This window comes from Microbacterium sp. (assembly GCF_035687345.1).
Classification (GTDB): Bacteria; Actinomycetota; Actinomycetes; order Actinomycetales; family Microbacteriaceae; genus Microbacterium.
On sequence record NZ_DASRXZ010000126.1, the window covers coordinates 19,319 to 39,197 of the forward strand.

General features: G+C 70.3%; 17 protein-coding genes. 2 read left to right on the plus strand and 15 right to left on the minus strand.

Annotation, left to right across the window (positions count from 1 at the left end):
- Both VFF97_RS14720 and VFF97_RS14725 read right to left on the minus strand, forming a co-directional pair.
- The gene (locus VFF97_RS14720; RefSeq protein WP_325034249.1) at positions 1-1,290 is read right to left on the minus strand and encodes an extracellular solute-binding protein; all 1,290 of its coding nucleotides are present in this window, start codon (positions 1,288-1,290) and stop codon (positions 1-3) included.
- Between the two features lie 22 nt (positions 1,291-1,312).
- Positions 1,313-2,365: a LacI family DNA-binding transcriptional regulator gene (locus VFF97_RS14725; RefSeq protein WP_325034250.1), complete on the minus strand. Its 1,053-nt coding sequence runs from the start codon at positions 2,363-2,365 to the stop codon at positions 1,313-1,315.
- Positions 2,366-2,533: 168 nt separating this feature from the next.
- On the opposite strand from VFF97_RS14725, the gene VFF97_RS14730 reads away from it, so the two are divergent.
- A complete protein-coding gene (locus VFF97_RS14730) occupies positions 2,534-3,961 on the plus strand; it encodes an NAD(P)/FAD-dependent oxidoreductase (RefSeq protein ID WP_325034251.1) in 1,428 nt (475 codons plus the stop codon).
- Positions 3,962-3,965: 4 nt separating this feature from the next.
- Here VFF97_RS14730 and VFF97_RS14735 read toward each other — a convergent pair whose 3' ends face one another.
- The 13 genes from VFF97_RS14735 to VFF97_RS14795 form a co-directional block, all read right to left on the minus strand.
- Positions 3,966-5,669, minus strand: a complete 1,704-nt coding sequence (locus VFF97_RS14735; RefSeq protein WP_325034252.1) for a hypothetical protein — start codon at positions 5,667-5,669, stop codon at positions 3,966-3,968.
- A 4-nt stretch (positions 5,670-5,673) separates the two neighbouring features.
- Positions 5,674-5,898 (minus strand): hypothetical protein, encoded by a 225-nt coding sequence (locus tag VFF97_RS14740; protein ID WP_325034253.1) that lies wholly within the window; start codon positions 5,896-5,898, stop codon positions 5,674-5,676.
- Positions 5,899-6,005: 107 nt separating this feature from the next.
- Positions 6,006-6,299, minus strand: coding sequence for a WXG100 family type VII secretion target (locus VFF97_RS14745; protein WP_246301120.1), 294 nt, complete (start codon positions 6,297-6,299; stop codon positions 6,006-6,008).
- Between the two features lie 93 nt (positions 6,300-6,392).
- Entirely contained in the window at positions 6,393-10,946 is a 4,554-nt protein-coding gene (locus VFF97_RS14750) for an FtsK/SpoIIIE domain-containing protein (RefSeq protein ID WP_325034254.1), read from the minus strand.
- Positions 10,947-10,971: 25 nt separating this feature from the next.
- Positions 10,972-12,162 (minus strand): RDD family protein, encoded by a 1,191-nt coding sequence (locus VFF97_RS14755; RefSeq protein WP_325034255.1) that lies wholly within the window; start codon positions 12,160-12,162, stop codon positions 10,972-10,974.
- 104 nt (positions 12,163-12,266) lie between these two features.
- The gene (locus tag VFF97_RS14760; RefSeq protein WP_325034256.1) at positions 12,267-12,647 is read right to left on the minus strand and encodes a hypothetical protein; all 381 of its coding nucleotides are present in this window, start codon (positions 12,645-12,647) and stop codon (positions 12,267-12,269) included.
- 24 nt (positions 12,648-12,671) lie between these two features.
- Complete coding sequence (locus VFF97_RS14765) at positions 12,672-13,286, minus strand: DNA/RNA non-specific endonuclease (protein ID WP_325034257.1); 615 nt, start codon at positions 13,284-13,286, stop codon at positions 12,672-12,674.
- An 11-nt stretch (positions 13,287-13,297) separates the two neighbouring features.
- On the minus strand, positions 13,298-13,999 hold the full coding sequence (locus tag VFF97_RS14770) for a hypothetical protein (protein WP_325034258.1): 702 nt from the start codon (positions 13,997-13,999) through the stop codon (positions 13,298-13,300).
- A gap of 127 nt (positions 14,000-14,126) precedes the next feature.
- Positions 14,127-14,411, minus strand: coding sequence for a hypothetical protein (locus VFF97_RS14775; RefSeq protein WP_325034259.1), 285 nt, complete (start codon positions 14,409-14,411; stop codon positions 14,127-14,129).
- A gap of 32 nt (positions 14,412-14,443) precedes the next feature.
- Positions 14,444-15,040, minus strand: coding sequence for a hypothetical protein (locus VFF97_RS14780; RefSeq protein WP_325034260.1), 597 nt, complete (start codon positions 15,038-15,040; stop codon positions 14,444-14,446).
- Positions 15,041-15,208: 168 nt separating this feature from the next.
- Positions 15,209-16,816 carry a bifunctional phosphoribosylaminoimidazolecarboxamide formyltransferase/IMP cyclohydrolase gene (purH, locus tag VFF97_RS14785; RefSeq protein WP_325034261.1) on the minus strand — a complete coding sequence of 536 codons (1,608 nt, stop codon included), beginning with the start codon at positions 16,814-16,816 and terminating at the stop codon, positions 15,209-15,211.
- 39 nt (positions 16,817-16,855) lie between these two features.
- Positions 16,856-17,449 (minus strand): phosphoribosylglycinamide formyltransferase, encoded by a 594-nt coding sequence (gene purN / locus VFF97_RS14790; RefSeq protein WP_325034262.1) that lies wholly within the window; start codon positions 17,447-17,449, stop codon positions 16,856-16,858.
- Between the two features lie 9 nt (positions 17,450-17,458).
- Entirely contained in the window at positions 17,459-18,841 is a 1,383-nt protein-coding gene (locus tag VFF97_RS14795) for a DUF6350 family protein (protein ID WP_325034263.1), read from the minus strand.
- 106 nt (positions 18,842-18,947) lie between these two features.
- On the opposite strand from VFF97_RS14795, the gene VFF97_RS14800 reads away from it, so the two are divergent.
- Positions 18,948-19,879: NCS2 family permease (locus VFF97_RS14800; RefSeq protein WP_325034264.1), on the plus strand; the 932-nt coding region annotated here is incomplete at its 3' end.

The following is a 19,879-nucleotide window of genomic DNA, read 5'->3' on the forward strand; positions in this document are numbered from 1 at the left end:
TCAGCCCTGCGCGACCAGCTCGTCGATGCGGGCGGCCGTGTCGGTCAGGAACTCGTCGACGGGCACGTCGCCGAAGATGACCGACTCCGAGTAGCCGTCGCGGAACGTCTGCCACACCTCGACCGAGTTCGGCACGTTGGGCACCTCGACGGTGCGCGACGCCTGGTCGCCGAACTGCTCGTAGGCGGGGTTCGCCTCGAAGTAGTCCGGGAACGTCTCGGTGAGGTTCTGCCGCAGCGGCATCTGCCCCGTCGTCTCGAGCCAGATTCCGTCCTGCTCCTCGCTCGTCGCGAACTTCAGGACGTCCCACGCCGTCGCCTTGTTCTCGCACGCCGTGAACAGGCCGATGTTCTTCGCGTCGCTGAAGGTGTAGGTCTCCTCCGGTGCTGTGCCCGCCTCGGTCGGCACCGGCACCGCGCCCCACTCGACCGCGTCGCCATAGACGGCGATGGCCCAGGGACCCACGATCGCCATCGCGGAATAGCCGTCGGCGAACGCGTCGCCCTGGTACTGTTCCTGTCCCGCGAGCTGCTCCTCGTAGAGCGTGCGCCAGAACTCGGCGACGGCGCGGCCGTCGTCGCTGTCGAACGTCGCCTTGCCGTCCTCCACGAGCAGCGTGCCGCCCGTCTGCGCCGCATACAGCGGGTAGAAGTCGAACCAGGACTGGAAGAACTCGCTCGTCGGCGCCGGGTTGATCGCGTACTGCGCGACTCCCGCCTCCTTGAGGGTGCGCGCCGTCTCGAGGAACTCGTCGTAGGTCGACAGCGACGGGTTCTCGGGGTCGAGGCCTGCGTCGGCGAACATCGTCTTGTTGTAGAAGATCATCACCGGGTTGGCCTTCCACGGCAGCTGGTAGAAGCCGCCGTCCTCCGACCGGTACTGCTCGGCGACCTCGCCGCTGCGCTCGAGGATGTAGTCGTCGCCGTCGGGGAAGTCGGAGAGGTTCACGAGCCCGCCCTGCTTCTGGAACTGCGGGACGGCCGCGGGGGACGTGTTGAACACGAGGCACGGCGCGTTGCCCGCCGTGATGGCAGCGCCGATGACCTCTTCGCTCGAGGCGCCCGCGGGGATCTCCTGCGCCTTGATCTGCTCGTCGGGGTGGTCGGCGTTCCACGCCTCGACCATCTGCTGGCCCCATTCGATCTCAGCTTCGTTGTTGGAGTACCAGATGGTGATGTCGCCGCGGGCCTCCATGTCTTCGCCGCCCCCGCCGCCGCCGCCTCCGCCGCACGCGGTGAGGACGAGGGCGGCCACGGCCGCTCCTGCCGCCGTGATGATGACGCGTCTCATGTTCTGCTCCTTCTCCGGTGGTTCAGGCTGTCGAGCCGCGCGAACGGCGCGGTCGACGTGGGGCCGCCCCCGTGGATTCCCGGATCACGAGGGTGGGTTCATCGAGGTCGAGGTGCGTCGGTGGCGCGCCGGCGAGCGCGTCGAGGAGGGTTCGCGCCGCGACCGCGCCCCACGCGCGCGCATCCGTCGCGACCGAGGTCAGCGCGGGATGCAGGTGGTGGCCGAGGTCGGTGTCGTCGAAGCCCGTGATCGACAGGTCGCGCGGAACGGTGAGGCCGAGGCGCTGCGCGATGCCGAGCCCCGCGACGGCCATGTGGTCGTTCGAATAGACGATCGCGGTCGGCGGGTCGTCGCCTTCGAGGAGCGCGCGCGTGGCGGCAGCGCCCTCTGCGGCACTGAAGTCGGTCGTCACGACGCGAGCCCGCATTCCGTGCGCCCGCGCGGCCTCGACGAAGGCGCGGGCGCGGCGGGTCGCGTGGAGCATCGTCTCGGGCCCGGCGACGTGCGCGATCTCACGGTGGCCGAGGTCGGCCAGGTGCTCGACGGCGTGACGGATGCCGGCACCGTCGTCGACCGACACCGAGGAGAACGGGCTGTCGACGTCCGGCACGCCGAGCGTCACGGCGGAGAGTCCGAGTTCCTCGACGACGTCGATCCGGGAATCCCCCACCCGCAGGTCCGTGAGGACCACGCCGTCGACGCGCTTGTCGTGGGCGAGGTCGCGGTACGTCTGCTCTTCGTGGCGACCCGGGGTGACGGCCGCGAGCACGAGGACCAGGCCCGAGGTCGAGAAGACGTCCTCGAGGCCCGCGATGAACGACGGGAAGAACGGATCGGCGGCGATCACGTCGGGGCTGCGGCCGATCACGAGGCCGCACGCGAAGGAACGGCCGACGCTGAGCGACCGGGCTCGCACGCTCGGCGTCCAGCCCAGCTCGCGCGCCGCCTCGAGGATGCGCTCGCGGCTGGCGGGCGAGACGCCGGGCTTGCCGTTCAAGGCGAACGAGACGAGCCCCTTGCTGACGCCCGCGCGGCGCGCGACGTCGGCGATCGTGGGACGCGATGCCTCGGCCATCTCACTCCTTCGTGACAGTGCCAGAGCTCCGGTACTCGGAGGCAGGCTAAACCGGTTTAGGCGCGATGCGCCACCCCCTTGCGCGATCGCGCGCGTCGGGTGTATTGGAGTCAGCGCACTCCCTCGTGGCCGCCCCCGGACCCTCGCGGAATCGCTAGCGTGGGCCGGGTGAGCGAGCGCGAGTACGACCTCATCGTGATCGGAGCCGGCGTGGCCGGCGAGAATGTGGCCGACCGGGCGACACAGGGCGGGCTCCGCACCGTCATCGTCGAGTCGGAACTCGTCGGCGGCGACTGCTCGTACTGGGCGTGCATGCCGTCGAAGGCGCTCCTGCGAAGTCATGCCGCAGTACGTGCGGCACGGGGCGTCGAGGGTGCGAAGCAGGCCGTCACGGGCGATGTCGACGTGGCCGCGACCCTCTCCCGCCGTGACACGATCGTGCACGACTGGGACGACGCGTCGCAGGTGAAGTGGCTCGACTCGGCCGGCATCGACCTCGTGCGCGGACACGCACGGTTCACGGGGCCGAAGCGCGTCGTCGTCACAGGCTCCGACGGAGAGACGACCTTGACGGCGCGGCACGCGGTCGCGATCGCGACGGGCTCCGCCGCATTGCTCCCCGACATCCCCGGCCTGCTCGACGTCGAGCCGTGGACGAGCCGCGACGCCACGAGCGTGCGCGATGTGCCGCAGACGCTCGCGATCCTCGGCGGCGGAACCGTCGCGAGCGAGATGGCGACGCTCTTCGCAGGCTTCGGCACCAGCGTGACGATGGTCGTGCGCTCACGCCTCCTGGGTGCCATGGAACCGTTCGCCGGCGAGCTGGTGCAGGAGTCCCTCGAGGCATCCGGTGTCACGATCCTCACGGGCGTCGAGGTGACCGGAGCGCGCCGGGGCGAGGGGGGCAAGGAGCTCGAGCTGTCCGACGGTCGGCGGGTCGTCGCCGACGAGGTGCTCGTCGCGACGGGACGGATGCCGCGCACCTCCGACCTCGGACTCGACACGCTCGACCTCGGCATCGCCGACGGCGACTGGCTCGACGTCGACGACACGCTCCTCGTGCGCGGGACCGACTGGCTGTACGGCGTCGGCGATGTCAACCACCGTGCGCTGCTCACCCACCAGGCGAAGTACCAGGCGCGCGCAGCGGGCGACGTGATCGCCGCCCGGGCGACCGGCAAGCGCATCGACGACCGCCCGTGGGGCGCCCATGTCGCGACGGCGGACCACCACCATGTGCCGCAGGTGACGTTCACCGACCCGGAGGTGGCGTCGGTCGGAATGACCGAGGCTGCGGCGCGAAAGGCGGGACGCCGCATCCGTGTTCTCGACTACGACCTGTCGTGGCTGGGCGGCGCGACGACCTACGCCGACGACTACCGAGGCAAGGCGCGAGCGATCGTCGACACGGAGCGCGGCCTGCTCATCGGCGCGACGTTCGTGGGGCCGGATGTCGCGGAGCTGCTGCCGTCCGCGACGATCGCGATCGTCGGCGAGGTGCCCCTCGACCGGCTGTGGCACGCGGTGCCCGCCTACCCCACGGTGAGCGAGGTGTGGCTGCGCTGGCTCGAGGAGTACGGCCGGCCGACCACCTGAGGCATCAGGGGACGACGGCCCACTGCGCGACGGAGTGGGTCAGCGACGCGTCGGCGCCGTTGCGCGCGGTGACACCGGTCACATCCCGATCGAGGACCGTCACGCGCGGGTTCGCGGCGAACGGCCGGGCGACCGCCCCGCGCACGATCGTCGCCTCGATCTGGGCCAGCACCTCCCTCGCCTCGTACACGTCGACGGTCTGCGCGAGCTGCGCGATGAGAGCATCGCGCTCCGGGTCGGCGAGTGCGGTGACGGATGCGGCACCCTCGCTCCCCCAAAGCGCGGCGACGTCCGCCGGTGTCTGCGCGAGGGGAACGCGGACGATCGCCGCGTTCCAGCCGCCCTGGTCGAGGGCCGCGCCCACGTCGTCGCTGCCGCAGTCCGCCACGCCCCAGCCGGCAGCCCCGGCGGCTTCGCGCAGCGCCGCGAAAGCGCCGTCGGCGAACTCGCTGCGCCGGTCGTAGAGCACGCACACCGTCGCACCTTCGGCGACCCCGGCGGCGGCTCGCTCGAGGGCGGAGTCGTCGGCCTTGCCGAACGCAGCCGCGAAACCGGAGTCCTCGCTCACGATGTCGAACGCACGAGAACCCGGCGCCGCGAGCACGGACGTCGTCGCGGTGTAGGCCGACGACCACGCACCGCCGCCGCGACCCACGAGGTCGGACGCCGGCACCATGCGAAGGAAGGCCGCGCGCGCGGCCTCGTCGGCGAACACGGCGGTCGGAGCCAGCAACACGGTCCACACGGTTCCGTCGTGCGTCGTCTGGATCGTGTGGTCCCGCCGCTCCATCTCGTGGATGCGCGCGGCGTTCGCAGAGACCGGGCCGACCTGCGCGATGTCGAGGCTCTCGCCGATCGCCCCGACCGGGTCGTCCCCGGCGGGCACGAGCTCGATCCACGCGACCTGCGGAGTCACCGCGCCCCGATATGCCGGATTGGGGACCAGCGTGACGGTCTGGCCCTCGTCGGCGCGAGTGACCTCCTTCACCTGGAACGGCCCGCTTGAAACGAGCAGGTCGGCGGGGATGCCGCCGTCCTCGGGCAGCGTGAAGTCGTTGTTCCACACCTCCGCGATCGCGGCGAGAGCCGAGGCATCCGCCTTCTCGATCGCACGGATGACCGCCTGCTTGGCCTCCATGGCGTCGTCCAGTCCGAACGCGCGCTTGCCGACGACGTGCGCCGCGACCGGGACGGTGACGGCGCTCTGCCACGTGTTGGTCGGATGCGGGAACTCCACGTCGATCGCACGGGCGAACTCGTCGACGCCCGGAACGGTCGGCGCCGCATCCGGCTCGATCTCCGAAGCGGCGTCCGACGCGGTGGCGAAGTATCCGGCGGATGCGGCCCACCCGAGCAGCAGGTCGGCGGCGTCGAGCGGGGTGCCGTCCGACCAGCTCGGCTCGGCGAGGTCGTAGCGCACCGTGAACGGGTCCTCGGCGACGATCGAGACCGTGCCGAAGCCCTCGTCGAGGATGAACTCGCCGTCGACGATGTCGCCGAAGTCGGCGCGGATCGCCTGCGCGACGTCGATGTTTCCCGGCGTGGGCGCGGCGGCCGCGTTCAGGGAGGTGAGCTCCCCGTTCCACCCCACCGTGATCGCCGTGTCCGGGACGACCGTGCTCGGAAGAGCGGGGCCGCACCCCGTGAGCACCGCGACGGCGGCCACGACGGCGAGTGCCGCGGCGCGGCGGCGGACCGTCCTCGTCACCGGATCACGCGTAGTCGACGTCGTCGCCGTTCTCGGCGGCCATCTGACGGAACGGCTCGCTCTCTTCGCTCTCGAGCCACGCACGCGCGTACTCGACCAGCACGGCCGGCGACTCCTCGGCCTCCTCCGCGGTCGCGAACGGGCCGAGCGTGTCTTCGGACGGCCGCTCGTCGGCGCGCTGCACCGACTGCGTCGACAGGTTGTACCAGTAGCTCTGCCCCGGGGTCATCCGCTCACCGTTCCGTTCGTCGTGCACATCTCCACAAGCCTCTCATCATGCGAAAGGTCGTGGTGCCGGTTGTCCTCCGGCACCACGACCTCCGTACGTTCGAGTGATCAGCCGCCGGCCAGCTCCGCGTCCTTGTCGCGGATCGAGTCGGCCATGCGGTCGAGCGCCTGGGCCATGTCGTTGACGGCCTCCGACGCGTCGTCGAGCGAGCTGGTCAGCTCCGAGTACGCGGTCGAGTAGGCCTCGGACGCGTTCTCGGTCTTGAAGCCGTCCTGCACGAGGTCGTCGATGACGCCCTGAAGCTCCTTCAGCGTGTCGGTGATGCTCTGGCGCCCGTCGCGCAGTCGCTGCGCCGCGCTCTCCATCTCGCTGTACGTTGCACCGAAATCGTGTCCGGCCATGAAACCCGCCTCCCAGCGTTCGTCATATTCAGGCCGTTCCGGCCTTACCCCGTCGAGGCTAGCGAACGGCGTCCGCACCGCCCATGGGGAGAACTACCCATGGGCTCCCGCGGGCTCCGCGACCGGGCTCTTCGCGCCGTTGCCGGCGGTCTCCGCGACGAGCGGCACCTGCATCGTGACGGAGCGACCCGCCTGCACGAAGATGCCTCGACCGACCGGGAAGTCCGACCGCTTGACGCGGCCGAACGGGACCTTGAACAGCGTCTCGCCGTCGTAGGTGTCGGGCTTGAGCACGATGCCCTGCCGACCCGTCTTCCACTCCCCGAGCACGCCGATGCTGCCGCTCGCGCGTGTGATCTCAGCCTCGCCGATGAGCATGTGCTCGCTGTTGTGCATCGCCTGCAGCAGCGCGCGCATCGGGCGGTCGGCGGGGCCGTCCGCGAGGTGCGGGATGTCTTCGATGACGATGAGGATGCGACTTCCGGGGGCGTCGCTCACCACGAGCTCCGCCAGCTCCGCCGCCAGTTCCTTCTCGTCCTCGGGCTTGGTCGCGCTGCGCACCCACGGACGGAAGTCCTTGAGCTCGGCCCGTCGGCTGCCGAAGTGGTACAGGCGCAGGTCGGGGTCGAAGCGCTCCATCGCGACGATGAGCGCCTTGAGCGCGTTGGTGCGGCCGGACTGCGGCGGGCCCGAGATGACGAACGATCCCAGCGGCTCGAAGCCGCGAGGCGCGAGCGTGTCGTCGGCGACGCCGAACACGGGCATCCCGTCCACGCGCGACGGCAGCTCCGTCGTCCGGACCATCGTCGGGAGGGCGCCGATCTCGGGCAGGTCGCGGACGCCGATCTCGCGGAGGTGGTCGCCGAGCGCGGAGAGGGCCTTCGTCTGCTCGACCACGTTGGACGTGCCGCCGAGCACGGCGATCTGCGCCTCGTGACCGTCGATGACGGCCCGGCCGGGCGCCGACTGCTCGTCGAGCACGTCGCGCGGCGCACCGAGCAGCATGTACTGGGCGTTGTCGCCCATGCGCAGCACGACGCGGCGCGAGATGTTGGCGGCAACCGCGCTCGGCACGGCGTTGCCGCGGTCGGCGGTGATGACCGTGTGCACGCCCAGCGTGCGGCCCTCGCCGAGGATCCGCATGAAGATCCGATAGAAGGGACCGCGGCCGGGCGCGACCTCCCAGTCCTTCTTGAACTCGGGGTAGTTGTCGATGAGCAGCAGGATGCGCGGCATCGCCGGATCGACCAGCTCGCGGTACTCCTGCACCGACGCGGCGCTGGCCGCGGAGAAGGCTGCGGCCCGACGGTCCAGCTCCTTGTCGAGCGTGCGCAGCAGGCGCTGGATGCGCTCGACGTCGGCGCCGTCGACGACGGACCCCACGTGCGGCAGCGCAGCCAGCGACGACAGCGCGCCGGATGCGAAGTCGAGGCAGTACACCTGCACGCGACCGCGTTCCGGGCGCATGCCCGCCGCGGTGGCGATCGTCTTGAGCACGGTGGACTTGCCCGAGCCCGACGTTCCGTAGACCACGAGCGATCCGTCCCGGTCTGGGACGAACGCCGCCTGCATCTGCAGCTGCTTCTCGGGCACGTCCATCAGCGCGATCGGGATGCGCGTGTCGCCGTCGTTGGGCAGGTCCCGCAGGTCGATGAGCGGCGCCAGCTCGTCCAGCCACGGGCGACGCGGGCGAGGCAGCCCGCCCAGGTCGCTCGCGCGGACGAGGGTCGAGACGATGCGACGCTGGTCGTTGGGGCCGAGGCTCTCCTCGTGCGCATCCGACTCGGGCGGCCGGTCCGGCTCCCACTCGCTCGTGGCGCCGAACTTGAGCTCCGAGACCCGGACTTCGGCGGCCGCGCTCTCGTCGTCCGCCGTCCATCCGCCGGTGTACGCGGACTGGAACGGAACCAGTCGTCCGGGGCCGATCTTGGCGATCGCGCGTCCCGGGATCGTCGGGGGGAAGCTCGCTGCGATGGGGTCGTCGACGACGTCGCGCGAGTCGGATTCGTCGGCCATGCGCAGCGCGATGCGGAGGTTGGTGTTCGCCCGCAGGTTGTCCTTGATGACGCCCGCCGGGCGCTGCGTCGCCATGATGAGGTGGATCCCGAGCGACCGGCCGCGCTGGGCGATGTCGACGACGCCGTCGACGAACTCGGGCATCTCCGAGGCCAGTGCCGCGAACTCGTCGATCACGAGGACGAGCGACGGCGGGCACTCCGGATCCTGCCGCTTCTCCAGCTCCAGGAGGTCCTTCGCCTTCTTGCGGTTGAGCAGGTGCTCGCGGTGCTGCAGCTCGGCGCGGAGGCTCGTGAGGGCGCGACGGACGAGGTGCGGGCTCAGGTCGGTGACGAGTCCGACGCAGTGCGGCAGATCGACGCAGTCGGCGAAGGCCGATCCGCCCTTGTAGTCGACGAACAGGAACGTGACGCGGTCGGGGCTGTGGGCCGCGGCCATGCCGAGCACCCACGCCTGCAGGAACTCCGACTTGCCCGCACCTGTCGTTCCACCCACGAGCGCGTGCGGACCGTGCGTGCGCAGATCCAGCGCCATCGCGTCGCTCACGCCCTGTCCGACGATCGCGCGCAGGGTGCCCGCCTTCTTGAGCCGGGGCCGCGGAGCAGCGGATCGGTCGACGATCGTGTTGTTCTGCCGCCACCGTTCGATCACCACGGTCGGATCCTCGGCGATCGCGCGGTCGACCAGTTGCAGGAACATCACCGAGTTCGGGATGTCGGATGCGTCGTGCACGACCGTGCTCGCATCCACGACGGGCGAGAGGCGGCGCGCGAACATCTGCATGTACGCGTTCGACACGCCCTCCACGCGCACGCCCTCGAAGTGCTGCCCCGTTCGCACCTGGCCGACGCGCGCCTCGTCGAGGCTCGTCGTGAGCTCGATGTAGCTGCGGCACACCGCCGGCAGCGACTCGACGGTGGGCGCGACGAACACCGCGTGCACGCCGTGGTCGGCGCCGCGCTCGAGCACGTCGGTGAGACGACCGCGGTCGACCGGGGCGTCGCCCGTCACGAAGACGATCACCGACACCTGGGGCGCGTTCTGCCGCTCGGTGGCGGCGCGCGCGACATCCGTGCCGTACAGCAGGGGGTTCCAGTCCTCCTTGAACGGTCCGCGCTTCTCGCCCTTGTCGGACCGCGCCTCGGCACGGCTGACGTACTCCTCGAGCGAGCTCAGCAGCGAGGCGCTCGTGGGAGCGGAGTCCGCGAGCGCACCGTGCGCGAAGGGGCTGCGCTCACTGGACGTGTGCGGGAGCCACTTGAGCCAGTCGAGCTCCGGAGTCCACGTCGAGTCGGAGAAGGCGACGGCGACGACGTCGTTCGGCGCGTGCATGCCGAACAGCTGCACCGCGATCCCCCGCATCGTGTCGGCGACGAGCGCGTGCGGTCCTGCGATCCCGATCGATCCCGCGTCGGACAGCGTGTCGAACACGGGAACGTCGTCCACGAACTCGTAGCGCGCGCGGAGCCGCTCGATGCGCTCGATGAACTCCGGCAGTCCCTCCGGGGTGTCGTTGTCGTCGATGACGTTCCGGGCCGGGAGCCGGCAGCTGCCCAATCGGATGCCGAGGAAGTTCCAATGCTCCGGACGCCTCGTCCACAGCATCGGCCCGAGCCGCATCGCCTGGTCGAAGACTTCCGCCACCGGCGGCGCCTCGGCGTTGCGCGCGCGCTCTTCCTCCGGCTTTCCACGGAAGAAGTCCTCCTCGAGCTGCTCGAACTGCCGCTCGAACAGCAGGTACTCGTGGTTCTCGCTCTTCTTGCTCTGCACCGACTGGTTGACGATGTTGCCGAACGCCATGAGCGGCGTCATCACGATCAGCAGAAGAGACCGGGGGTTGCCGTTCAGCGCGTACAGCGCGGCGCCCATCAGGATCGGGGCGATCAGGATCGGCCATGGGAAGATCTTGCCGATCTTCTCGGTAGGGATCCGCGGGGGCTTGAAGCGGGTGCCGGGGTAGCGCACCTCGACGCGCGGGCTGCGGTTGAACAGCAGACCGCCACCGCGTTCGATGATCGGCTCCTCGGCCGCGGACCCGTCGAACGTGCACGCGAACACCAGCACGAGCGTCGTGGCACCGATGACGAACGGCGTCCCCTCCTCGATCCGCACGCGCTGCACCTGGACGCCGTCCACGAGCACGCCGTTGGCGGAGTTGAGGTCGACGACCTCGACGTGCGCGCCGACCTCGAGGCGCGCGTGGCGCTTGGACACCATCGGGTCGGACAGCACGATGTCGTTCGCCGGGTCGCGGCCGATGGAGACGCGGCCGGCAGCGAGGGGGAACTCCTGGCCGGCGAGAGGTCCCGAGGTCGCCCGGAGCAGTCCGACGATGTCGCGTCGCGCATCGGGCACGAATCCTGGGCCGTAATTGATGACGGATGCCGCGAACCCCGACCCGATGGGAGCCTCGCCGATCGGGATGTCGGGCTGCAACGAGACCATGCGCTCACCGGTCGGCGGCGCGACGGCGAGGGTCAGGACGTCGCCGTCGGCGTAGGGGATCGAGCGGGCGGGATCGGCCTCGGCGATGTGACGGGCCACATCGCCGGCGGTCGCCGTCGAGTCCGTCGTGATCACGATGTCGACGGGATCGCTCGTGTGGCGGTGCAGGGTCAGCTTCAGTCTCATGGTTGTTCTTCTCGCGGACGGCGGGTCATGCGCGAACGACGTCCGCGGTGCGGTCTCCCAGTCGGATCCGGTCGCCGTCGGCGGCGCGGACGGGCACGCCGGCGGTGAGTCCCTGCTCGATGCCGGCCCGGATGAGCCCGGATCCGTTCGTCGAGGCGCAGTCCACCACCTCGAGGCCGCCGGCGACGGGGCGCACGAGCATGTGGGTCTTGGAGAGCGTGCGGCTTCCGTCGGCGACCCGGATCGGCCGCGCACCGGGGTGGCCCACGGCGTCGGGGTTGCGGCCCAGGAGGATCGGCCCGGACACGGGGATGCTCTCGCCCGTGTCGAGGCGCAGGACGAGCGTCGTCGACGGCGACGCCTCCCCCCGTGCGACTTCGGGGAGCGGCTGCGGAAGCTTCGGCTGCGGAAGCTTCGGCTGCGGAACGGGCACGGGTGCGGGCGCCGGCGCCGCCTGGGGAATCGGCGTCTCGGTCGGCCGGGCCAGGCCGAGCACGCCCGCGCTGATTCGGCTCCCCGGGCGGTACTCGGGCTGTCGTGCCGGGTCGAGCGGGGTGGCCAGCGACGGCAGTTCGGCGCGTTCCTCGACAGGCTCCGCCTTGAGGGTCTTGCGCGCGATGCGCATGCGCTTCTCGTCGTACGGGTTCAGGCCGTTGCGCACATCCACGAGCCACACGTTCGTCGCCTTGTCGTGCCAGCCCCGCCCGCGATCCTGCGGATCGAACGTCGGGGACAGCAGGAACACGGCAGAGCCGAACGGCACGACGCCGGCGGCGATGACGATGAGGAAGCGGAGCAGCACGGCGCCGACACCCGGGCGCTCGAGGGTGCGCACATTGACGGACCGGATGCCTGCCACGGCCTTGCCGATCGTCACGCCCCTCCGCCCGTGCAGGACGAGCTGGACGACGACGAACGCCAGCGTGAGCGCGACCGTGATGCTCGCGGTCACGATCCCGAGCACGAAGTCGGGATGGTTGACGAACCCGTACGGCGAGATGGCGCCTGTCGCGAGCTTGAGGAACAGCGGCAGCGTGCCGAGCCACAGCGGCAGCTGGATGACCGTCCAGACGGCGAGGTCGCACACGAGCGCGAGCGCACGACGACCGTACGGCGCATTCACCAGGCCGAGGGCCGCCGCGTAGGCGGGATCGGGGCGTCCGGAGGCGTCGATCCCCTCGATGACGCGCTCCTGCTCGTCGATCTCCCAGATCATGCCGTCGGCTGCCTCCGAATGCTCTTCCTACGCCCGTTGCCTGGACCACAGTACCCAGCCGCGGTCGCGCGTCCGCTGGGAGGCGTCCCGGCCGGGCCTCGCGATCAGTCGAAGGTCGGCCGCAGCTGCTCGGCGATCGTGGCGATGTTCTCGGGCGTCACCTGCCAGCGCGAGGCATCCGTGTCTTCGAACGTCACCTCGTACTCGCGCTTGACGCGATCGAACTGCACGAGGATCGCCACGGGCAGGGCCTCACCCGGCTTGTAGTAGCTCTCGGTGTACGCGTCCACTGCGGGCTTGATGCCCGTCGGGCGCGCAGCGACCGGTGCCGACTTGCCGTCCGCCGTGTACACGTAGCCGTGCGTCCCCGCGAGCTGGTCGCCGCGGAACTCGATCACCATCGCGAACGACTGCCAGTCGTCGCCGGCGCCGCGCATGTGCTCGATCAGCGCGCGGATGAGGTCGGCGGTCACATTGGTGGACAAGGGGTACTCCTAGGATCGGCTGGGTCAGGGAAGGCCGGGGATGTCTCGAGAGTACTTGCGATCGAAGCTCTCGCCCGCCTCGTTCCAGAAGCTCGGGAAGTTCCGGTAGACCTCTTCGCCCGTGTTCGGATTCGTCACGACGTACTCGACTTCGAGCGCATCCGGGCGCACGGCGCCGGGCGGATACACGTCGATGCGGTAGTCGACCTGGTAGCCGTTCCCGACCCAGGCGGCCCACTCGTTCTCCATCTTCTTCCACGCGCCGGTGTTGAGGTTGCCCGCCTGCGGGATGATGCCGGCGTCGGGCGTGTCGCCGAAGAAGCGATGCGCACCGAGGTGGCCGCCGTGGTCGGTCGGATTGCCGAGGTTGCCGACTTCCGTGGCGTTGTCGCCGCGGCCGGTTCCACCGAAGTCGTCGAGAATCGTCCCGCGCTCCGAGCCGGGTCGCCCGGTCTCGCGATCCCACCACGTCGTCTTGGTGTTGCGACCGCGTCTGGTCACCGTGCTGTCGTACTTGTCGAGGTCTCGGATCTGCTTGATGACCGAGTCGAGGTGGTTGTCGAGGTTGTCGGCGACGCCGCGAAGCCTACTCGAGTGCGTCGCCGCGTCGCGTACGGCGTCGGCCGCCCTTCTGATCACATCTCCGGGCCTCATCCGTCGCCCCCGAAGTCGAGAGCGGAGAACTCCGCGAAGAAGTTCGAGGTCAGCGTCGCGACATCCGCTCCGTGCAGCTTCATCGTCGACTGCGCCTCTTCGAGCGCCGCCAGGTCGGCCTGGAACTCATCCGCATCCCCGACCGCGCCCTCGACCATGGGCGCATCGAGGATGGCGTCGATCACCGCTGGAAGATGCTCCGCCATCGGCTCGATCACCATCGGCGCGAGCTGGTTCAGCAGCTGCTCCACCACGATGTCGACCGCCGCGTTCAGGAGCTTCTTCTTGATGAGCAGCATCGGACCGGCGCCGGCGGCGGTCAAGGGGTTCGTCAGCATCGCGACGAGCGTGATCATCGTGGACGTCACATCCACGATCACCTTCATCTTCAGGGCGAAGATGGCGTCCGCTCCGATGTCCATGGCCGTCGCCGCGGGCGACATGATGTCGATCAGCTTCTGAAGGTTCTGCGACCGGTTCGTGTTCCACGCGCTCAGCGTCGCCGGACCCGACTGACCGCCGAGCGCCGTCGCCAGGTCGCCGTTCATCTTGCGGTCCACGGCCTGGACGACCGACTCGAGGTCCGACCCGAAGTTGCGCACCAGCACGGCGCCTTTGCGGACCTCGTCCTCATCGATATCCGGCCACTCGAAGCCGAGCTTCTCCATGACCCAGACAAGCTCGTTCGGCAACATCATTCCCACGGCATGACCTCCAGCCTCGAATGTACGGAAACGCCCGCGGAGGGCACCATGGGTATTTCTCCCCACGTGCCGCGCGGCGATGTGAATCGGCAGGTCGACCGCAGAAGGGCCGACGGACCGGCTAGCGCCAGTTGTAGGTGAACATCCAATAGAGCGCTTCGAGCGCGTTCTCACCGAGCTCCGGATGCCGCTCGGCCATGATCCGCTGCGCTTCGCGCCCGCCCTCGGACAGGGTCTTCGTCGACCAGTCGACCTTGATCGACATCATCTCCTCGGCGAGCGCCTTCACCCGCGCCAGCAGCGCCTCCGGCGCCTCGCCGGCCGCGAAGGCAACGACCGCGTCCTCATCCGACTTCGGGAACGGCGATCGCCCCTTGGCGAGGTACTCGACAATCGCCTGGCTCACCCGTGCGTCTTCCACGCTCGTCTCCATCGCGTTCATTCCGGCCAGATCACCGACTGGATAAGGGTATCGGGGTCGATGCGCACCACCTGCGTGACCTCGGGGTTCGACTTGAGGCGTTCGAGCTCCGCCCACCACACGGCATCCGGCCGGATGTTGTCGCCCAGCACCGCGCGAACCGTGCCGGACGCGCCCGAGGCGTACGCCTCCGACACCTGCGTCCAGGTCTGGACGGCGGCCGGGTTGTCGGCGTCCCACTCGGGCATGTCGATGCCCTTCGCCTCGATGAGCATCTCGAGCGTCGTCCCGTTGTTGTCGGCGGCGATCCGTCCTGCGATCTCCTGCCCGTTGCGCGGATACATGCCCGACCAGTAGAACGCGCCGTCCCTCGGCGTTCGGAAGGCCTCGGGATCGATCGACCCGTCAGCGTTGAAGCCCGGACGGTGCGAATGGGGCAGGTTCGGCGTGTCGGGCTTGCCGTCGAAGACGTCGACATCGCGCACGCCCCGCACCACGTCGTCGATGTGGCCCGACAGGTTGTCGGCGATCTGGTGGAGCTTGTCCTTCGCGTGCGCGAAGCCCTTGAGCACGGACTCGCGCACTTCGCGCATGATCGGTCGGATCGCGCTCATCGACGGTCACCGCCGAACTCCGCGGGGAACTCTTCGCATCGCTCCGCCACGAGCGCATTCGGCAACATCGTCATCTCAGCAGGACCTCCACCCGCCCGTAACACTAGGCAGGCCGCGCGTGCCGCCGCGATGGGGAGAACTCCCCATCCGGCGCCGCACGCTCGCGGCTCAGTGGAAGAAGTGCCGCTCGCCCGTGAAGAACATCGTGACGCCCGCCTTGCGTGCCGCCTCGATGACCTCGTCGTCGCGCACGGATCCTCCCGGCTGCACGATCGCCGAGATGCCGGCGTCGATGAGCACCTGCGGTCCGTCGGCGAAGGGGAAGAAGGCGTCGGATGCCGCGACCGAGCCGGCCGCGCGATCGCCCGCGCGCTCGACGGCGAGGCGGCACGAGTCGACGCGGTTGACCTGGCCCATGCCGATGCCGACTGTCGCGGAGTTCTTCGCGAGGACGATCGCGTTCGACTTCACGGCGCGGCACGCCTTCCACGCGAAGATGAGGTTCGTCATCTCGGACTCTGCCGGGCGCTCGCCCGACACGAGCTGCCAGTCCTTCGCGACCGACTCGATGTCGTCGGGGAAGCGGTCGGCGTCCTGCAGCAGGAGGCCGCCCGAGATGAGGCGCACGTCCATGCGCTCCTGGCGCCAGTCCGGCGGAAGCTGCAGGATGCGCAGGTTCTTCTTCTCGCGGAACAGCTCGAGGGCCGTCGGCTCGAAGTCGGGCGCGACGATGACCTCGGTGAAGATGTCGCGCAGGTTCTCGGCCATCTTGAGCGTCACCGTGCGGTTCGCCGCGATGACACCTCCGAACGCCGACACGGGGTCGCACTCGTGCGCGCGCAGGTGCGCGCTCGCGATCGGGTCGAGCGCGTTCGGCGCCGCCACGGCGATGCCGCACGGGTTGGCGTGCTTCACGATCGCCACGGCGGGCTTGATCATGTCGAACGCGGCGCGGAGCGCGGCATCCGCGTCGACGTAGTTGTTGTACGACATCTCCTTGCCCTGCAGCTGCTTCGCCTGGGCGATGCCGTGGCCGCCGAGCGTCGTGTAGATCGCGGCGCGCTGGTGCGAGTTCTCGCCGTAGCGCAGCATCGCGAGGCGCTCCGCCTTGATCGTGAGGTGCTTGGGCAGGTCGACGCCTTCGGCGAGCGTGCCCTCGGCGAACCACGTGGCGACGGCGGTGTCGTATGCGGCGGTGTGGGCGAACGCGCGAGCCGCGAGCTGTCGGCGCTGCGCGAGGGTCGTGCCGCCCGAGCGCACCGCGTCGACGATCGCGGGGTACGACTCGGGCGAGACGACGATCGCCACGTTCGCGTGGTTCTTGGCGGCCGCACGGACCATCGCGGGTCCGCCGATGTCGATCTGCTCGATGACGTCGTCGGCGGCGGCGCCCGAGGCGACCGTCTCCATGAACGGGTACAGGTTCACGACGACGAGCTCGAAGGCCTGGATGCCCAGCTCGTCGAGCTGACGCTCGTGGTCCTCGAGGCGCAGGTCGGCGAGGAGGCCCGCGTGGACGGACGGATGCAGCGTCTTGACGCGCCCGTCGAGCGACTCCGGGAAGCCCGTGATGCTCGAGACGTCGGTCACCGCGTATCCCGCGTCGCGCAGCAGCGAGGCCGAGCCGCCCGTCGACACGATCTCGACGCCCGCGGCGGCCAGCGCCTCGGCGAGGACGAGCAGGTCGGTCTTGTCGCTCACCGACACGAGCGCGCGGCGGATCGGGACGACATCGCGTTCGCGGTAGAGGGCGGGATCGTGGCTCGGGCCTGCCATGGTGGCTCCTGTTGCAGTCTCGGGTTCGGGTGAAGGGGTCTAGACCGCCGCGGCGGCGGCGAGGTCGAGCTCGCCGGTCGCGATGCGTCGGACGACGTCGATGAGAAGGCGCCGCTCGACGGGCTTGATGCGCTCGTGGAGCGTGTGCTCGTCGTCGCCGGGCATCACCGGCACACGCTCCTGCGCGAGGATCGGACCGGTGTCGACGCCGCGGTCGACGACGATGACGCTCGCGCCGGTCTGGTCGACGCCCGCGGCGAGGGCGTCGCGCACGCCGTGCGCGCCGGGGAACTCGGGGAGATACGCCGGGTGGGTGTTGATGACGCGAGGCGCCCACGCGTCGACGAGCGATGCCGGCAGCAGCCGCATGAGGCCGCTCAGCACGATGAGGTCGGGGCTCCACACCGCGAGCTGCTCACCGAGCTGGTCGCCCCACTCCTCTCGGCTGGGGAACTGCTCGAACGGCACCATGAAGGTCGGGATGCCGTACTCCTCGGCGTGGTGGAATCCGTCCGCCTCGCGGTCGGCGCCGACGACGACGACGCGCGCGGGGAAGTCAGGATCCGCCGCCGCGTCGAGCAGGGCCCGCAGATTCGACCCCCCGCCCGAGATGAGGACGGCGACCGTGAGCACGCGCCCAGTCTACCCGTCGGCTTCGGCGCTCCCCCGGGCCGCTGTCCCGGTGAGCGGCCGTCGTGCGGCCCGCACCGGAGACAGGATCAGGATCGCCGCGCCGACGAGCACCTCGAGCCCCACCGCGAGCGCGACGGCCCCGGGGGCGGGGCCGACCTCGGCCAGGCGGCCCGGGCCGGCGGACCCCGACGCGGCCCACGCGAGCAGTGCCCCGATCGCGCCGGTCGCGACGGCGATGCCGAGGGTCACGACGATCCGAGGCGCGATGGGCTCGGCATCCGTCGCTTCGTCGAGCTCGGATGCGGGCGCGACCTCGACGGGCGCTCCCGTCGCGAGCAGCGCGGCGAGCGCCGCGTCGCGCTCGGGATCGGATGCCGCGACCCGCGTGGGCTCGGCGGCCGCCGTGCGCGGTGCGAGCATGCGCGAGCGGACGACCCACCCCGCGAGCACGCCGACGCCCACAGGCAGCAGCGCGAGCAGCAGCAGGAACGTCGACGTCGTCTCGGGCACCGCGCCGAGCACGGGGATCCCGGGGATGACCCCGAGCTGCGTGCCTGCGGGCGACACGGCGGTGCCCGTGCCGAGTGCGAAGCCGGGCCCGGCGATGAAGGCGATCCCCCACACGACGAGGGTCGGGAGGTACGCGAGCTGACCGAGCGTCATGACCGCCGCCCCCAGAGCATCGACGTGCGCGGACTGGAAGAGCGCGATGACCTCCGCCCCGCGCGCCACGAGCGCGACCGTGACGGCGATGCCGCCGAGACCCATGAGCCCCGCGACGGCGACCCCGGTGCCGCGGGCGATGAGCGCCGGAACAGGCGCCCACCCGTCGCGAGACGCCTCGACGCGGTCGCGGATGCGGGCGACGAAGCCCGCCCCCGCCTCGCTCCACTCGGTGACGGCCGCGGCGACGAGCGCCGGCACCGCGAACACGGCGGCCGGGAGCACGATCGCCTGCCATGCGGCCGCGGTCGCGACCTCGTTCCCCGATGTCGTCCACACGGCGAACGCGATCCCGCCGAAGACGAGTGAGCCCGTGAGGACGCCGGTCGCCCACGCGTCGGCGCGCGACGCGCGGATCGCCGAGCGCGCCGCGAACACGGCGGTGAACGCCGTGAACGCGAGCGGGGCGAGCGAGAGCACGAAGGTCGCGGCATCCGGATCGATTCCCGCGTCGGCCAGGAACTCGCCCGGCAGCGCGATCTCGAGCGGCACCAGGTGACCGAGCTGCCACACGGATGCCCCTGCCGGCCACAGCGCGCGCCAGTCGGCGGCGCCGCCGAGACCGAACACGAACAGCACCGTGAGGGGCGCGAGGACTGCCGCCAATCCGACCGCCGCCGCGACGGCGGCATCGAAGGCGGCGAGAAAGGCGACGACGAGGCGATGCATGCGCGATCGACCCTACCTACTCGACGCCGCGTGCCCCTGTAACACTCGCGAGACGTTCGCGGGGTAACGTCTACCTGAAACTTTCCTGAGAGCCGAAGGGCCCCGTATGACAAGCACTCCGCCTGCACCGACCGAGTCCGCCGAAGAGACCGGCGCCGCACCACCCGAGGCAGAGCCGAAGAACGCGCTCGACCGCTTCTTCGAGATCACCCGCCGGGGCTCCACCATCGGGACGGAGGTGCGAGGCGGCATCGTCACGTTCGTGACGATGGCCTACATCGTCATCCTGAACCCGATCATCCTGTCGACGCCGGATGTCGACGGCACGACGCTCTCGTCCGCCGCCGTCGCGACGTCGACCGCACTCACCGCGGGCGTCATGACGATCCTGTTCGGTCTCGTCTCGCGTCTGCCGTTCGCGTTCGCGGCGGGCCTCGGCATCAACGCCTTCGTCGCGTTCTCCGTCGTCGGCCAGGTGACGTGGGGCGAGGCGATGGCGCTCGTCGTCATCAACGGTCTGATCATCGTGCTGCTGGCCGCGACGGGCCTGCGGAAGATGATCTTCGACGCCGTGCCCGTGCAGCTCAAGCTCGCGATCACGGTCGGCATCGGCCTGTTCATCGCCTTCATCGGCTTCGTCAACGCCGGGTTCGTCACCGCGACGGGCAACGCATCCCCGCCGCTCGACCTCGGCGTGGGCGGATCGATCGGGTCGATCGGCACGCTGATGTTCATCATCACGCTCGTGCTCGCGGGCGTCCTCATGGCACTGCGCGTGAAGGGCGGCCTGCTGCTCGGCCTCATCGGCGGCACGATCGTGTCGTACATCGTCAACGCGATCTGGCCCGAGGCGCTCGGCCTCGACCTCAGCGCGGCAGGCATCTTCGCGCTCCCCGACTTCAGCCTCGTCGGCGCGATCGACTTCGGCTTCGACATCGGCAAGGTCGGGATCATCGCGCTCGTGATGATCGTCTTCACGCTCGTGTTCTCGAACTTCTTCGACGCGATGGGCACGATGACGGGCCTCGCGAACGAGGC

Bases quoted from the DNA above. Each gene is read 5' to 3' on its own strand.
- VFF97_RS14720 (WP_325034249.1), bottom strand. From the start codon at position 1,290: ATGAGACGCGTCATCATCACGGCGGCAGGAGCGGCCGTGGCCGCCCTC.
- VFF97_RS14725 (WP_325034250.1), bottom strand. From the start codon at position 2,365: ATGGCCGAGGCATCGCGTCCCACGATCGCCGACGTCGCGCGCCGCGCG.
- VFF97_RS14740 (WP_325034253.1), bottom strand. From the start codon at position 5,898: ATGACCCCGGGGCAGAGCTACTGGTACAACCTGTCGACGCAGTCGGTG.
- VFF97_RS14745 (WP_246301120.1), bottom strand. From the start codon at position 6,299: ATGGCCGGACACGATTTCGGTGCAACGTACAGCGAGATGGAGAGCGCG.
- VFF97_RS14750 (WP_325034254.1), bottom strand. From the start codon at position 10,946: ATGAGACTGAAGCTGACCCTGCACCGCCACACGAGCGATCCCGTCGAC.
- VFF97_RS14755 (WP_325034255.1), bottom strand. From the start codon at position 12,162: ATGATCTGGGAGATCGACGAGCAGGAGCGCGTCATCGAGGGGATCGAC.
- VFF97_RS14770 (WP_325034258.1), bottom strand. From the start codon at position 13,999: ATGATGTTGCCGAACGAGCTTGTCTGGGTCATGGAGAAGCTCGGCTTC.
- VFF97_RS14780 (WP_325034260.1), bottom strand. From the start codon at position 15,040: ATGAGCGCGATCCGACCGATCATGCGCGAAGTGCGCGAGTCCGTGCTC.
- purH (WP_325034261.1), bottom strand. From the start codon at position 16,816: ATGGCAGGCCCGAGCCACGATCCCGCCCTCTACCGCGAACGCGATGTC.
- VFF97_RS14795 (WP_325034263.1), bottom strand. From the start codon at position 18,841: ATGCATCGCCTCGTCGTCGCCTTTCTCGCCGCCTTCGATGCCGCCGTC.